The organism is Alicyclobacillus fodiniaquatilis (genome assembly GCF_042678105.1).
GTDB classification, from domain to species: domain Bacteria; phylum Bacillota; class Bacilli; order Alicyclobacillales; family Alicyclobacillaceae; genus Alicyclobacillus; species Alicyclobacillus fodiniaquatilis.
In genome coordinates this window covers 137500-152587 of record NZ_JBHUCX010000035.1, presented here as the reverse complement: position 1 = coordinate 152587, position 15088 = coordinate 137500, and the positions used below count along the sequence as shown (strand labels likewise).

Sequence of the window (15088 nt, the reverse complement as noted above, 5' to 3'; positions counted from 1 at the left end):
TGACGAGGAGTCTCAGAGACTTGGGCGGAGGTTACGGAATGGCAAGAATAATCATTAATGGCGGACACCGCTTAGAGGGAACAGTTCGCGTGAGCGGTGCAAAGAATGCCGTGTTGCCCATCTTGGCAGCCAGCTTGTTGGCGGCCAAAGGGGTCAGCCTCATCGACGAAGTTCCACATCTGTTGGATGTCGAAAATATGGCCAATACCGTTCAAGCACTTGGGGCAGATGTCGCTTGGCAGAACGGCAGCATCTCGATTGACGCGCAAAACATCAAAAGTGTAACGCCTCCATACGATTTGGTTCGCCGTATGCGGGCTTCTTTTGTCGTGGCTGGGCCTCTGTTGACTCGTTTTGGGGAAGCGACCATCGCTTTGCCTGGCGGTTGCAACATCGGACCACGCCCGGTAGATCTCCACATCAAGGGACTGGAGGCAATGGGTGCGACATCCATTGTCGAAAATGGGTTTGTCCATTTGAAGGCCCCAACAGGTGGCTTGAAGGGCGCACGCATCTATTTGGACATTCCAAGTGTGGGTGCGACACAAAACATCATGATGGCTGCTGCGTTGGCAAATGGCCAAACGGTCATTGAAAATGCTGCAAAAGAGCCGGAGAATGTGGATTTGGCCAATTACCTAAACGCCATGGGCGCTCGGGTGCGTGGCGCAGGCACGGACATCATTCGCATTGACGGCGTGGATATGATGCACGGCGCGGCGCACAGCGTCATTCCAGACCGGATTGAGGCTGGCACGTTCTTGGTTGCTGGCGCGCTGATAGGCAATGGCGTTTATGTGGAGAATGTCGTTTCACAGCACATCATGTCACTGATTGCTAAACTAGAAGAAGCTGGCGCAAGAATTGAGGACACGGTCGATGGCATCAAAATTTGGCCCTGTGAGGGCGGTCGACTGCGTCCGTTGGATGTCAAGACCAATTACTATCCCTCTTATCCGACCGATATGCAGGCGCAGATGGTCGCGGCGCTGACTGTGGCTTCTGGCACGAGCACAGTGACGGAAACGGTGTTTGAGAACCGCTTCATGCATGTGGCTGAGCTGCAGCGCATGGGCGCCAACATCCACATTGAGGGACGCACTGCAGTTGTGGAAGGCACCGAACACCTGTCTGGCGCGCGCGTGACGGCGACAGATTTGCGGGCGGGCGCGGCGCTTGTCATAGCGGGTCTCATCGCCGAAGGGAAGACAGAAGTACACGGCTTGCACCACCTCGACAGAGGATATGACAACCTGGTTGCGAAGTTCCAGGCGTTGGGCGCTCGGATTGAACGCTATGAGGACGCAATGGAAGAGGCTGGCGCATAGGTTGAGTGCAGTTCCATTTTGAACTTATCCATGCGAGGATGCGGACAGACCGCATCCTCGTTTTATTTTGACGGTTGCGGTACCTTTTTAGCTGCAATTTCTCCCCGAAAATTGCTAGACCACCATGTCTCATTCACCATCTAGCGCCGTCGGTGCGACACATAACCCTATCAACGAGCGCATATCAGTTTCATAGAGGACCTTGGCGCAATTGCGCGCCAACCTTTATGAAAGGAGATTCACTCATGTCGCACAAGCGGTTCACGCCAGTCAAAACATCTGCTCGCGCTCAATTTCACAGGCGCGTTCGCAACATCAACCAGCAAACTTCGGAGCCGACGACTGTACAAGAGATCGTCCGCTTCTGTATTTGCATTCTGCTCATCTTCGCGGGCATCGTCGGCCTGCCGACAGCCATTGCGCACATCTTTCACCGCGGGCCGATGCCGGATATCACGGCATGGTTGCACACCTCGGACGCGAAGATCAACGTGCGCGTCTATGACACTGTCACATCGTCTTCGTCGAACATGGCGCTCAACACGTACATTCTCGACGTGCTCGCAGCCGAGTGTACACCGAGTACACCGTTGCAAAGCCTGGAAGCCGCGGCGGTGGCGACGCGAACATATGCGGTCCGCGCATTGGACAAGGAGTCCACGGGATCCTCGTACGCCGCGAGTCACGGAGCGGATGTCACGGATGATGGTCAATTGGACTTGCCGCTTGCCAGCGCTTCCGATATTGAAGATGAATATCCGGATACAGCCTTTCAATTTTTATCGCAAATCAAAGCAGCCATTGAAACGACCGACGGATTGGTCTTAACCTATAAGCAACAGCCGATTCTAGCGTTTATGTTCGATCTCTCCCCAGGCATGACACGTTCCGGTCAAACGGCGCTCCATCAAAATCTGCCGTACTTGAAGGCCATCTCGTGTCCTGACGACAAGGCAGACCCTGACCGAGTCGCGACGAACCGTTTCGAGTCGCGCGAAGTGGCACAGGTGTTCTCGGCGGCGGACATCCAGCTTGCGAAATTGCAGATGGATCGACTGAAAGACGGGTTTGTCAGTACGGTCACTTATCAGAATCACACTTTGAGCGGCACGGATTTTGCCAATCAATTGCATCTGCCCTCGGCGGATTTCACCTGGAAGGTGGACGGCGACACCCTCGTCATTACTTCCTACGGGCGAGGCACTGACATCGGGATGAGCTTGCACGAAGCGGATGTGATGGCGACAAAAGGAGATAGTTGGAAAATGATAGTATCCCATTTCTATCCCAGCGCAAAGGTGCAAGTAGATGGGGCTGTGATGCCCGCAAAAACCTCCTGAATCCAAGAAGGACGCGGATTTTTGCAAATTGAATCTTTTATCTAACCCTTTTTGCAAAGACTAGGTTTAGATTCTAGTTTTGCTGGCGAGACTCACTACTGAGGTGAGCGCCACATGGATGAAAAACAACATCCGAACAACACGGAAAAACACACAGACGCCCAAAATAAATTGACAGGGCGTCCCACGAACGCCAAGCGCGTGATGTCGAAACGCTGGCTCTATCCAGCAATCTATCTCGGTGCGGCAGCAGTCATCATTGGTCTGATGTACGCTCGCAGCCAAATGGCGACGAGCACCGCATCCGTCCAACCGGTGGATTCGCACTCTACGACGCCGACCACCACAACCACGACAACAACCGCTGAAAAAGAGCCATTTAGTTGGCCAGCGGCAGATGGGACAAATACTGAGGTCTCAGTCGGGTTCTTCCCAGTGAAGGGTGATTTGAAGTCGCAGGAGAATGCGCTTGTAGAGTATGACAATACCTACTCTGCGCACAGAGGCATCGACATCAAGTCGAAGAGCGGTTCCAGCTTCCAGGTGACAGCTGCACTCAGCGGAAAAATCACGCAGGTGGATGATCAACCGCTGTACGGTCAGGAAGTCGTCGTGACCAGTAATGATGGGTATACAGAAACGTACCAATCTTTGGGGTCCACAGATGTGAAGCAAGGCGAAACCATTCATCAGGGTCAGGTCATCGGCACCTCGGGCACGAATCAGTTCGAGCAAACCCAGGGAAACCATCTGTATTTCGAAGTCGATTACAATGGCACCCCGATTGACCCGCAGTCTGTTTTGCCGAAGCAGTAATGAACTGCACCGTCCGATAGGGATGAGTTCATCACAACTTGAAAATGCGTCTTCATCTGATTCGGACACGAACTCAATAAACTGCCATACCGCAAAGCGCGTCCACATTCATTTTGCAAAATGAGGCAACCAGACAAGACGTGCTTTGCGCAATGACAAACACCGTGACAGATACCGCAACATATATCGCGTCACAGGTGATGATATCCGTCTCCATGTGAGGCGGATTTTTTTTCTGTCTATCCTGAAAATAAAGTCGATATCCTGGTGACGCGTCATCCGCGATGCCTTGATTGACTGACATTTTCATGGTTCTGCTGGTGCGGGATGCATCACGCATGGCGGTCTATGCACGCATTTCGGGAACAGTCGGGAAATTTGTCGATCACGCTCGAATTTTCCGGGCAATATCTTGTTTAAATTCTTATTTCCCAGGAAGTAATGTTGCTGTGGCGCGGTTTGTTCAAATTCGGCCAAGCCCAGACGCATGTTGCCAAGGAATACCGTGTACACCCCCTCATATACTGTATCAGACCAACTGACCTGCATGGGGGGCGAGAGGAGTGCATGATTACATCAAGGAACGTACTCTGAAAATTGGGGAATATATCGTGGAGACGCGCAATACGGTCCGAACGATTGCCCGGGAGTTTGGCGTTTCAAAAAGTACCGTGCACAAGGATTTGACAGAGCGCCTACCGGAAATCAATCCGGATTTGGCGAATCGTGTCAAGGAGATCCTGGAGTATCACAAGTCGATCCGGCACTTGCGAGGTGGCGAAGCCACCAAATTGAAGTACCATAAAGACGACGAACCGCAAAATGAGTCGAAAAAGTTCGGCGCTCGTACAGGAGTTTCAAGTGGTCTGTAGAACTACACTCTAGTTATACTATCCTATCTTCTATCTCATGCACTAATATATGAACACCACTATGCTTCCATGCATGCTCTAGTTTAGGAGGATTCGTCGGAGATGTTATCTAGGGATATTGGGGTCGACTTAGGCACCGCCAACGTGCTTGTGCACGTCAAAGGACAAGGGATTGTACTCGATGAACCTTCCGTTGTTGCGATAGATCAGGTGACAAAGCAGGTGGTTGCCGTCGGAGAAGAGGCTCGCCGCATGCTTGGGCGCACGCCGGGAAATATCGTTGCTATTCGACCATTGCGTGAAGGCGTGATCGCCGACTTTGATGTGACGGAAATCATGTTGCGTCATTTCTTGAACAAAACCATCGGCAAGCGGACGTTTTCCCGTCCGCGCCTGATGATTTGTGTTCCTGCGGGGATCACGTCGGTTGAACAAAAAGCAGTGCGAGAAGCGGCGGAGGCTTGTGGCGTCAAACAGGTGGATTTGATTGAAGAGCCGAAAGCGGCTGCCATTGGCGCAGGCTTGAACATCTTTGAGCCGAGCGGCAGTATGGTCGTTGACATTGGTGGAGGAACGACGGACGTAGCAGTTTTGTCCTTGGGCGACGTCGTTACCTCCGCGTCCCTTCGCATTGCAGGGGACAAGCTCGATGAAGCCATTGTGAAATATATCCGCCGCGCATATAACCTGATGGTGGGTGAACGCACGGCAGAGGAATTGAAGAAGGAATTGGCGACCGTGTTCCCAGGTGGGCGGACAAACTCGATGGATGTGCGCGGGCGCGACATGGTTTCTGGCCTGCCGAAAACCGTCACCGTGCAGGCGGAGGAAATGCGTTCGGCGCTGCAAGAGCCGATTCGGTCTATCATTCAGGCGACGAAGTCGGTGTTGGAACAGACTTCGCCGGAACTGGCGGCTGATATTTTTGATAAAGGGGTCATGCTCACTGGCGGCGGCGCGTTGGTAGACGGGCTCGACAAGTTGATGCAGGAAGAGTTGCAGATTCCAGTGCACATAGCCGAAAATCCGATGCAATGTGTCGTGATTGGCACCGGTAAAGTGTTGGAAAGCGCAGAGTGGCGCCGTTATCGTGAACAACAGGGCCGTGGCAAATCGTGGCGCCGCGCGCGCTAGCGTTTGCGGTTTTTTTGGACGAGCCTCTGGCTAGAGAAAGGAATGAGCGCTTGTGATTTCAGGCTTGACCACAGCGTCTGCCGGTATGACGGTGAACGAGCGCGCACAGCAGTTGTTGGCCAACAATCTCGCCAACATGGATACGCCTGGGTTCACAGTCTCGCAGCCGGAATTGATAGAAGCGCCGACTCAGTCGTTGTATCGGGGTGGATACGACGGCGATGGGGCAACATACATTGGCAAGGTGGGCGCGGGTGTCACTTTTCAGGAAGGCGTCCCCTCGTTTGCAGCGGGCACGTACAGCAATACAGGGCGGTCATTGGATGTATCCATCGCCGACACGACACCTGCTGGTAATTACGCCAGCGTGCAAGCGGCAAATGGTTCTGCCAGCGCACAGGGACAAGTGAGTGTTGGCAATGCGGGCCGGCTTGGCGTCAATGGCCAGCCGCTCACCGTGTTTGATACGAACGGCCAACCCGTCACTGGCGTCTATGCGGTGCGCAATCCGCAGTACCAGGGCTCAGTTTGGATCAGCGCTGCGAGCGCGCCTGATTACGACGCGGCGGGCAATCCATCATTTGTGTTTGAGAACGCCGCTGGACAAGTGGTGGCGACGCCAGGTACAGATGCGGCGCAAGGACTTTCTGTCCGCGTCGGCACTGATGATGATATGGGGTTGCACAGCTTTTACGCCGTGGATTATCAAGGGGCATCGGGAGCGACGGGCATCGCCTTGACGAAGGATGGGGCTTTGCAACTGAATGCGAACAATCAGTTGGTGGACGCGGCGGGCAATGCCATTTTGCCAGTCGGGCCAAACGGACAGTTGATTCCCGGCGGCCGCATTACCGTCAATCCAAACTACACAGGAACGAGCTTGTTTGGGTCAAACGGCCAGGCGCTGCAAGATGCAAATGGCCAGATGTCCTTCACGGTGACCGATGGCAACGGCAATGTGGTTGCAGGTGGTCGTTTAGGCACGGTGGATGCGGATGTCACGAACTTGAGTCCACTGGGCCAGACCGAGTGGATGGTCGGGAACAGTTTGAATCAAGGGACAGTGCTGCCGCAGTTGCAAGCGGGCACGGGACAATTGCTGCCCGGTGAATTGGAAGGCAGCAATGTCGATCCGACGACGACGATGACGCAGATGATCAACGTGATGAATTTATACGAGGCGAACCAACGTGTGGTGCAGACTGAAGACAGTTTACTGAACACGGCTGCGAATGACATTGGCAAAGTGAACGCATAACCTGCGGCATCCGCCGAGCAAGAAAGGAACGGTACCGCCATGCAAGCGATGTGGACGGGCCTCTCGGCCCTCAAGTCGTCATCCGACTGGTTGGACAGGGTGGGTGACAATCTGGCGAACATGAACACGCCGGGTTTTGCGCAGGATCAAGGGAGCTTTGCCGACGCCTTGACGATGCAATTGTACGGCGCGGCGACAGATCCGGAAAATGCGCGCCGCACCACGCCGCAGGGTTGGCGCGGTGGCACAGGCGTCGTTTCCGTGCCGGAAGGGCAGGACTTTTCGAACATGAGCCTGCAGCCCACAAACAATGAGATGGATCTCGCCATCCAAGGCTCCGCCTTTTTTGCCGTTCAGGGACCGAATGGCACGTTGTACACGAAAGCGGGCGACTTTGAGTGGTCGAAAAGCGCCAATGGTCAATTTCTACTATCGACGCCAAATGGCGACCCTGTGTTAAGCACAACGGGACAACCGATTGTGAAGCCTGCCAATGCAGGCACGATGTCGGTGGGATCGAATGGGCAAATCAGCTTTGGTTCCGTGGCGGGTCCTCGCATCGCCATGGTGGACATTGCGGAGCCTTCTTCCCATTGTGTTTCCGTAGGGAACAATCTCTATGCGCTCGGCCCAGGCGGCACGGCGAAAGCCGCCACAGATTCGTCCATTCAACAAGGGTATCTGGCGATGAGCAATGTGGACGAGACGACGCAATTAAGCGATATGATTGAAGCGCAGCAGATGTTTCAGCTCAACTCGGAGAGCATACAATTGACGAATCAAATGATGGGCATTGCAGATAGCATCAGATCTTCAGGGTCTTAACACGGTTCGCTCACTGTGGGACATGTGAAAATCCCCCGAATCAAATGGATGAGCGGACTTTTTCACAGTCTCCTAGAGGCGATGGTCTGACACCTTTTCGCTTTTCAGCCACACTGTTATAATGTCTTTTGGTTGCGACGAGCTGATTTATAGACTCAGGTTGCCCGTCCGAACAAGGGGGCGAAGCGTATGAATTTACCGAATCTGTTGACCCTGCTCCGGCTATTATTGATTCCTTGTTATTTGTGGTCATTTTATGGGACACAAAGTCCGCACAAAGTGCTTGCGCTCTGTATTCTTTTATTTGCAGGCCTGACAGATGTGTTGGACGGATACATCGCACGTACATACAAACTCGAAACATATGCAGGGCAACTGCTAGATCCGCTCGCGGACAAACTGATGATGGTCGCCGTCTTATTCACGCTGATTGAATCGGACCGTGTGCCTTGGCTAGAAGCGAGCCTGCTGGTCTTGCGCGACGTATTGATGATCATCGGCGCGGCGTTTTTTTATTTTCAAGGCAAGCGGGCGGTGCCAAAGGCGAACAACTGGGGCAAAGTGACGACATTTTGCTACTACATCGCCATCTGTTCCATCATTTTGGCTTGGCCGTCGGCTTTGAGTGGCGAGATTTTTCTCTGGTTTACCGTCGGCCTTTCGTATTTGACCACCGTTTTGTATGTCGCCAGCATGGATGTCATCACCATTCGACGGCAGGTCTACTGATGACGCGTCGGATGGGATGATGCCGGTTGGCCCAACAAGCACATGTCTTTGGCAGTCTGCCACCCATCTTTCCCGAAGGAGCTTTGCGTATGGAACTCAATCTACCTTTGTATGCGGAAGACATTCGTCAGATCTTGCCGCATAGATATCCGTTTTTGCTTGTAGACCGAGTGACCGAAATTGAACCGGGTGTCCGCGTCAAGGGATATAAGCTGGTGACGGCGAACGAACCACACTTCACGGGCCATTATCCCGACTACAACGTGATGCCCGGCGTCCTCATCACGGAAGCGATGGCGCAACTCGGCGGGGTCGTCATCCTCTCCTTGCCGGATTTCGAGGGCAAGCGTCCGCTTCTGTCTGGCATCGACGGCGCGCGCTACCGCGGCCAAGTTCGGCCAGGGGACAAGCTGGATTTGGAAATTGAAATTGAACGGCTGAAGGGGCGCATGGGCAAAGGCAAAGGCACGGCCTATGTCGACGGCAAACTGGTTGCCGAAGCGACGATTCTGTTTGCCATCGTCGACGCCGAGTAAACGGTATTGGCCCTGTGCAACAGGCGACGACTTCGCTGTCGACATGCCTGTTGCGCAGTTGCCAGTGCTTTTGCAGATGTCGTATTCTTGAGACACGAAAATCCATCAGATTGAATGCGCAGAGGACTTTTTCACATGTCCCTAGGCAAAATCGCGCCAAGTGTAACCTAAAGCTGCTGCAGTTTGGCGCATTTTGGCCAGCGCCCGCTTTCGCCACGTTTTGACCGTTTCCAAGCTCACCCCCACGCGCGCTGCCAGCGCCTCCATTGTGACTTCGCGGAGGTAGGCCTGGAGCCAGAGGCGCTCGCGCGCACTCAAATGCGCCTTTTGCACAATCCGCTGCAGTTCCTGTCGATGTACCCATGCCATTTCCCACGCAGTGTCAGGGCAGTTTGTCTGGCTGGCCCACAGATCTTCCAAGCGCTCACTGGGCGACTTGTCGTCCTCTGTCGATGCGCCGATGAACGTCTGTCTTGCTGTGTACCTCCACACGCGACGCATGGCCGTGCGCACGTCGCCGCGCACTTTGGCCGCCGCATAGGCTGGAAACGGACCTCGCGCCGGATTATAAAGCTGGATGGCGGTGAGTAAGGCGCTGCAGGCCTCTTGATAGGCTTCCTCGTAGCCGCAGGCGGCTTTGTAGCGTGCAGCCACACTCCGCAGCAGTCCTTCGTATTGGGCCAGCACACTCGCTGTGTCCACTTTGTCCGCACAAACGGCCGTCATCCATTGGCTCGTATCTTTTTTCACCATACGCATTTGGCATGCACTCACTTTGGTTCGAGCCGGCTCAAACGTAAATTACGCGCAGCCAGAATGTACCGTCAGAAGAGGAGATATGGCGAACTTGGAGAAAGGGTCAAGTCGGAAGATGAACAGATAGCATCCAATAAAAAACATTTGATAAAAGTTGAAAAGGATATGTATAAACCACCAGACTTGAGTATTAATAATAATAATTTTCGAAATAATAGATTGATCAATTTATACAATGTTCGATAAGATGTGTGTAAATACAGGAAATTATACGTGCTCTATCAAGATCATCCGAAACGTGGGGAGGGCTTCATGACAGTATGGATATCGATTTGATTTGCGCAGATATGGCGCATCCTATTGCGGGCGCGCGCGTATACGAGAGAAAACCGGATATGCCGAATATCGAGCGCTTTGCGAGTGGGATAAGCGCGTGGATACCGACTTATCACGCCGGACACGCCAGTCTAATTGCGCTGGCGAACGGAGAGCGATGGTATGTGCCGAAGTCGGCCAAATCCATCTACATGGCGCTAGCGAGGCTGCACTGTGTCAACCTCCGCCATCTGCGTCACGTCTATGAGGCGCATCTGCGGCGCTCCATCTATTTGCCGCTGGTTGTCGGCGCGCAAATGCGGGCCTACGCGCCCTTGAAGGTGCGGACGCCGCTCACGCGCAACGACGGCGCGATGGGTTATTTTCGGGTCGATCACGTTGCCGCCGTCCGCGTCAAGAACCGCGATGTGTGTTTCATCGAGATACATAGTGGGGATGTGTTTGAGATTCAAATGCCAAAGTTGCATGTCGAACAGCGCTTGCGCGATGCAGACAGCCTTTGCGTCCTGATGCGGCACCGCGGCGAATGATACCCACGCAATAAGCATCCAGCCAGGGGAGTTTGGCCTAAGACATTCCTTCCGGCCAGACACCACGCACCAAACTCCCATCTGGCGCAACTCCAATATACTCAGGCGAGGAGACGGCAACAGTGACTTGGCCGTTCGTCCACTCCGTCAGTTGTTCCATCGTCTTTTCCACTTCTTTTTCCGGGACGACCAATTCAAACGAGACTGCTTCGTTAAATGTTTTTTCATAAAGCGGGATGTTGATTTGCTGCAGGCTGTATTCCAGTTTGCCGTAGATGGCGTAGTCACATGTCACCTGCAGCGTCTGCATGGGCGCGCACAGGAGTTTGGGCGTCGAGGTGAGCACCTCGCTGGCGGCTTGCGTGTAGGCGCGTATGAGGCCATTTGCGCCGAGCAGAACGCCGCCGAAGTAGCGCGTGACCACGACAAGTACATTGTCCATCCCTTGGCGGCGAATGACTTCGAGAATGGGACGGCCTGCAGTGCCGCTCGGTTCGCCGTCGTCGGAGAAGCGTTCGACGGGCACGCCAAGCCCGCAGCGGTAGGCAAAACAGTGATGATTCGCCCCTTTGTGGCGCTCCCGAATATCAGCGAGGGCAGCCTCTGCATCTGCCGCTTTGAGAATCGGAACCAAATCGGCGATAAACCTGGATTTTTTCTCAATTGTTTCCGCTATATTTATCTGTGCGGATGTTATAAACTCCATAACTGTAAGCACTTCCTCAACCGCAAAATCGCTTTTAGCATCGACGATACAGCGATAAAAGATGTTCGTCAAAAAAATTTGCGCTAAGGTGTAACATTCTGCGTTTGGACGTCGTCTATTAAGATGGCGGGCTGGTCAAGGAGGAGAAAATGCTTGACTTGCAAGGCGCAAAAGATGCTTGTCGGCTAGTGAGACGACACCAAAGAAACTGCGGTTACTGCGGAAAAAACCACTAGAAGTCATATTATCTTTAAAGTCCTTCGCATATCAACGATGTTGTTTGGCAAAGATTTTGAGAACTTTTTGCCAAATAAACTAGTATTCCTCTTTACGCTCACAAAAATGAAGCGTATACTAATGCATTGAGACGCATGTCTTAGATACATAATTTTCTAAGGTTGTGCAAGTGTGAAACAATAGTCCGCCAGATTCGCGCGTAAAAGCAGGAGAATTGTGTCCTGTTGGCGTAAGTAATGTGGTAGAAATATGACCCGGTGCATTCGCACTGAAGGGAGGGATGTCTTCCTACGTGTCGGGATTGCCGACAGGGCTTGGTCTTTTCCCGTCTGTCGCATGGGACGAAATCTTGCGGTAGAGAGAAACGCCCTCGTTCATCGTCATGGATACGTGGGGACTGTGACGACGGCCAGTAGCATGGGTGACCTCGTCACCGACTTTCAGTACTCTATAGTACTCATCTCACTATGTTTAAAGGTTTGGGAGGAGAAACATTTTGAAACGTGCGCTTACAGGTATCGCAGCTGCTGCAGTTGTACTCGGCACCGCTGCACCGATGGCATTTGCTGCAACATCATCGGGTTTGACCAAAGCAGGCCAACTGCCAATCGTAGTTAATGGCTCTGTTCTTTCGAACCCTTACGAAATGACCGGTAAAGACTCTGGCAACACCACAGCTTACTTCCCGGTTTATTACTTTGACCAAGCATTGACCAAGATTGGCTACACTGCTTCTTGGGACGGTGTAACACATACTTGGGCTATCACGGCTCCTGGTGTTGATGCTTCCACGGTTGCGTCTTCCATCTCTGGTGGCGTTGGCACAGGTAACACAACCATCACCGTAAACGGCACGGTTGTGAAGAAAATCAACACGAAAGCTGCGAAAGATCCAGCTGCTAGCAAGTCTGCTGCTGCTACAACCTATTTCCCGGCTTACTACATCGACGAAATCTTCAACAGCCTTGGTGCGAACGTTTCGTTCAGCGGCCAAACCGGGTTGAAGATTACGGGTAATGCGACAAACGTTAACACGCCATCTTTGGGCGATATCACACTTTCGGGTCAGTCACTCGGCTCTGGTACGTCTTCTGCTCCAGCAGTTGGCACCAATGGCGCAAGTGTCACGGCTTCCACAACTTTGACTGACGCAAATGGTAACCCAGTTGCCGGCATCAATGTGACTTTCAATGTTTGGGGTTCCACTGATCTTCCGAATGTAACGTCAAACGGATTGTCTGTATCTAATACAGGCGGCGCTGGTGATACAGAATCTGATCAAGCACAGTATGTTGCTACGACAAATGCTTCTGGTGTTGCATCCATCTCCTTGAGTAATGGTGGAAATGAGGCTTACACCATTCAAGCTCAAGCACCATACAACAGCAATGGTGTTACGGTAACGTCCAGCAAGGCTTATGTTGATTTCGGTCAACCAGGTAGCTTGGTACTTTCACCTGTGTCTACCTCGTTTGGTTATTCTAGCGCATCGAGCGAAACTGGTGTTGTCCCAGTTACTGCTACAGTGATTCCGACCACTGCTGGTACATCTGCTTCGAACGTTCCTGTAACGTTCTCATTCAGCAGTGTTTCTGGTACGCCGTTTATCTCAAATTCCGCTGGTAGTTACTTGCAACCAGTTGATGGTACTGCACCGGATAACACAGTGACGGTTAACACTGATGCAAACGGTCAAGCTACCATCTATGTCAATGCTACAAACAGTGCAGCTTTGACTGTGCAGGCTTCGGCAAATAATCTTACAAATTCTTCGTCGAACACTTTGACGTGGAAACAGTCGGGAGTTGCCGATAAAATCGTTAACACACCTACGAGTGCCGTTAGTGATAATGTTGGTACACCAGTTACTATCAGTGGTACCGTAGAAGATCAAATGGGTAATCCTGTTGCTAACAGCCAAGTCCTCGTTAGCGGGTATGACTACGAAGGTACTAATGCTGCGCAAACATCGCCTAACAGTGGTGACTTCTCATATGTGAATGGCTCTACTTCAACAGCCTTCCCGTATGTGGGCCGCAGTATCGCTGGTGCTAATGCATCATCTTCTTTCGGTGATGTCGTGACAACCGGGGCTAATGGTCAATTTAGTGTTGAAGTTAACGAGACCGACCAGTCTTACACAGGTGCTGTGTTGGATGTTTGGGCAGTACAAAATGGTCAGATTGTTGGGGCAGGGGATTCGGGTAGTTCACCGTTGCAATCCTACACTCTGAATTTTGAAAACAATACAGGCACGTTGAACCAATTGTATGTGGATACAACGGCTGCTGGTCTTGTATCCAGTGGTACAGCTAATGACAAAGACACATCCTTGACAGGTCTGAGTTACCAAGAAGGCGGTTCGACAACACAAGCACCGGTGTTTGTAGGTGGCTTTGCTGGTTCGACACCTTATCCAGGTTCGTCCCAGAGTGGAAGTGTCCAGTACACCGTTACATCCAACAACAAAGGTTATGTTGCTGCAATTGATGGTGTGGCGCTTAACGGTACACAAGCACTGCCGAACAACCCAGCTAGTGCGATTGTAGATGTGAGCTACTCATCAGGTGCTGTATCTGAAGTAACGGTTGATGGTACGCCGATTTACGATGCAGCTACGTCTACATCTTTGTCTGGATATAGCACTGGACATCCAACCGTGGGTGCTTTCACATTTGTGCCAGGTGATAATAATGTGGAGAATGACACATTTACTGTTTCAACTGGTAGCACTCTGAGTGACACTGTTGGTGCTAACTTTATTGCGGGAGTGCCTGCTGAGCTCGCATCTGGCGTATCTGGTACTATAGGCTCTGGTCAACAGACCACCCTTACCTTCACAGTTGAGGATAGCAATGGTAATCCTATACCGTATGGCACAGTGAAGTTGTTGCCTCCGGCTGGTGGTGCATCCGACCTCTGGATTACAGCGGTGAACGAACAGACTTTGGTTCAAAACGAGTACGGTACTAGCATTTCGTATGGTGCAGAACCGACTCCGGTTCCGCTTTATTCAGGTACCGACACTGCTAATATTGCTTCGAGCATCTACCTGAATGGAGCAATTGGTGCGAGCGGACTTGGTGGCACGATTGACGAAACACCAGCTACTTCAAGCGCGCCAGCATCTGGTACACCTTCAATTACGCTGACTGCGGATGAGAATGGTAAGATAGCTCTGACCTTCACAGCTGGTGGTAATGGTGTTTGGAACACAGGTGGTGCCAATGCCGACACAGTCCAAACTGCTGCTACTCCTAGCGCAAGCAATACAGTTTACTTCTCCTACGATGCTGACGGTAACATCGTCATGACGACTGGAGATGCTCCAACGAGCAACTATGTTGGTAGCTTGGTCTACTAAGATTGAAGTTAACTCTTTAATCTAGTTCTGAAATTAGTAATTAACAAGGGTGTCTCCTAGAGGGGGCACCCTTGTGTTGTTGCGTTTCTAAGTCAAAGATTATAGTTTGTCGGTAGGGAGTCAAGGGAAGGGCTCCTCTAGCCCTTGTCTCATGGTAACAATTAAGCGGTGGTTATGACCGTAATTCATTGAAGATGGTGCTGGGGTGTAATGTTGGATACGGTAAGTTTAGGTCGGAGGAAAGTAAGTTTATTTGGTCCTCACTGAGCCTGTGATGTATTAAGTTTCAATGAAATCTAAATTCTTTATTGATAGACTTAA

General features: G+C 52.0%; 14 protein-coding genes. 11 read left to right on the top strand and 3 right to left on the bottom strand.

What is annotated here, in order from left to right; translation table 11 throughout:
• The first annotated feature begins 38 nt into the window (after positions 1–38).
• The 3 genes from murA to ACFSB2_RS13960 all read left to right on the top strand — a co-directional run bounded on the left by murA (position 39) and on the right by ACFSB2_RS13960 (position 3484).
• Positions 39–1328 (top strand): UDP-N-acetylglucosamine 1-carboxyvinyltransferase, encoded by a 1290-nt coding sequence (gene murA / locus ACFSB2_RS13970; protein ID WP_377943684.1) that lies wholly within the window; start codon positions 39–41, stop codon positions 1326–1328.
• Positions 1329–1573: 245 nt separating this feature from the next.
• Positions 1574–2668, top strand: coding sequence for a SpoIID/LytB domain-containing protein (locus ACFSB2_RS13965; protein ID WP_377943683.1), 1095 nt, complete (start codon positions 1574–1576; stop codon positions 2666–2668).
• Positions 2669–2782: 114 nt separating this feature from the next.
• Positions 2783–3484, top strand: coding sequence for a peptidoglycan DD-metalloendopeptidase family protein (locus ACFSB2_RS13960; RefSeq protein ID WP_377943682.1), 702 nt, complete (start codon positions 2783–2785; stop codon positions 3482–3484).
• Between the two features lie 73 nt (positions 3485–3557).
• Here the strand turns inward: ACFSB2_RS13960 and ACFSB2_RS13955 are convergent, their stop codons facing one another.
• Positions 3558–3788, bottom strand: a complete 231-nt coding sequence (locus ACFSB2_RS13955) for a hypothetical protein (RefSeq protein ID WP_377943681.1) — start codon at positions 3786–3788, stop codon at positions 3558–3560.
• Between the two features lie 259 nt (positions 3789–4047).
• Here ACFSB2_RS13955 and spoIIID point away from each other — a divergent pair, with 259 nt between their 5' ends.
• The 6 genes from spoIIID (at position 4048) to fabZ (ending at position 8838) form a co-directional block, all read left to right on the top strand.
• Positions 4048–4356, top strand: a complete 309-nt coding sequence (gene spoIIID, locus ACFSB2_RS13950; protein ID WP_377943680.1) for a sporulation transcriptional regulator SpoIIID — start codon at positions 4048–4050, stop codon at positions 4354–4356.
• A 102-nt stretch (positions 4357–4458) separates the two neighbouring features.
• Positions 4459–5490 carry a rod shape-determining protein gene (gene mreB / locus ACFSB2_RS13945; protein WP_377943679.1) on the top strand — a complete coding sequence of 344 codons (1032 nt, stop codon included), beginning with the start codon at positions 4459–4461 and terminating at the stop codon, positions 5488–5490.
• 52 nt (positions 5491–5542) lie between these two features.
• Positions 5543–6748, top strand: a complete 1206-nt coding sequence (locus ACFSB2_RS13940) for a flagellar basal body rod C-terminal domain-containing protein (protein WP_377943678.1) — start codon at positions 5543–5545, stop codon at positions 6746–6748.
• A gap of 39 nt (positions 6749–6787) precedes the next feature.
• Positions 6788–7573: a flagellar hook-basal body protein gene (locus ACFSB2_RS13935; protein WP_377943677.1), complete on the top strand. Its 786-nt coding sequence runs from the start codon at positions 6788–6790 to the stop codon at positions 7571–7573.
• A gap of 189 nt (positions 7574–7762) precedes the next feature.
• Positions 7763–8302, top strand: a complete 540-nt coding sequence (gene pgsA / locus ACFSB2_RS13930) for a CDP-diacylglycerol--glycerol-3-phosphate 3-phosphatidyltransferase (protein ID WP_377943676.1) — start codon at positions 7763–7765, stop codon at positions 8300–8302.
• A gap of 89 nt (positions 8303–8391) precedes the next feature.
• Positions 8392–8838 (top strand): 3-hydroxyacyl-ACP dehydratase FabZ, encoded by a 447-nt coding sequence (fabZ, locus tag ACFSB2_RS13925; protein ID WP_377943839.1) that lies wholly within the window; start codon positions 8392–8394, stop codon positions 8836–8838.
• A 141-nt stretch (positions 8839–8979) separates the two neighbouring features.
• Here fabZ and ACFSB2_RS13920 read toward each other — a convergent pair whose 3' ends face one another.
• Positions 8980–9597 carry a sigma-70 family RNA polymerase sigma factor gene (locus tag ACFSB2_RS13920; protein ID WP_377943675.1) on the bottom strand — a complete coding sequence of 206 codons (618 nt, stop codon included), beginning with the start codon at positions 9595–9597 and terminating at the stop codon, positions 8980–8982.
• Between the two features lie 317 nt (positions 9598–9914).
• Here ACFSB2_RS13920 and ACFSB2_RS13915 point away from each other — a divergent pair, with 317 nt between their 5' ends.
• On the top strand, positions 9915–10460 hold the full coding sequence (locus ACFSB2_RS13915) for a hypothetical protein (protein ID WP_377943674.1): 546 nt from the start codon (positions 9915–9917) through the stop codon (positions 10458–10460).
• Positions 10461–10497: 37 nt separating this feature from the next.
• Here the strand turns inward: ACFSB2_RS13915 and ACFSB2_RS13910 are convergent, their stop codons facing one another.
• Positions 10498–11166, bottom strand: a complete 669-nt coding sequence (locus tag ACFSB2_RS13910) for a YigZ family protein (protein WP_377943673.1) — start codon at positions 11164–11166, stop codon at positions 10498–10500.
• 733 nt (positions 11167–11899) lie between these two features.
• Here ACFSB2_RS13910 and ACFSB2_RS13905 point away from each other — a divergent pair.
• Positions 11900–14767, top strand: a complete 2868-nt coding sequence (locus ACFSB2_RS13905; RefSeq protein WP_377943672.1) for a beta strand repeat-containing protein — start codon at positions 11900–11902, stop codon at positions 14765–14767.
• Positions 14768–15088: the final 321 nt, after the last annotated feature.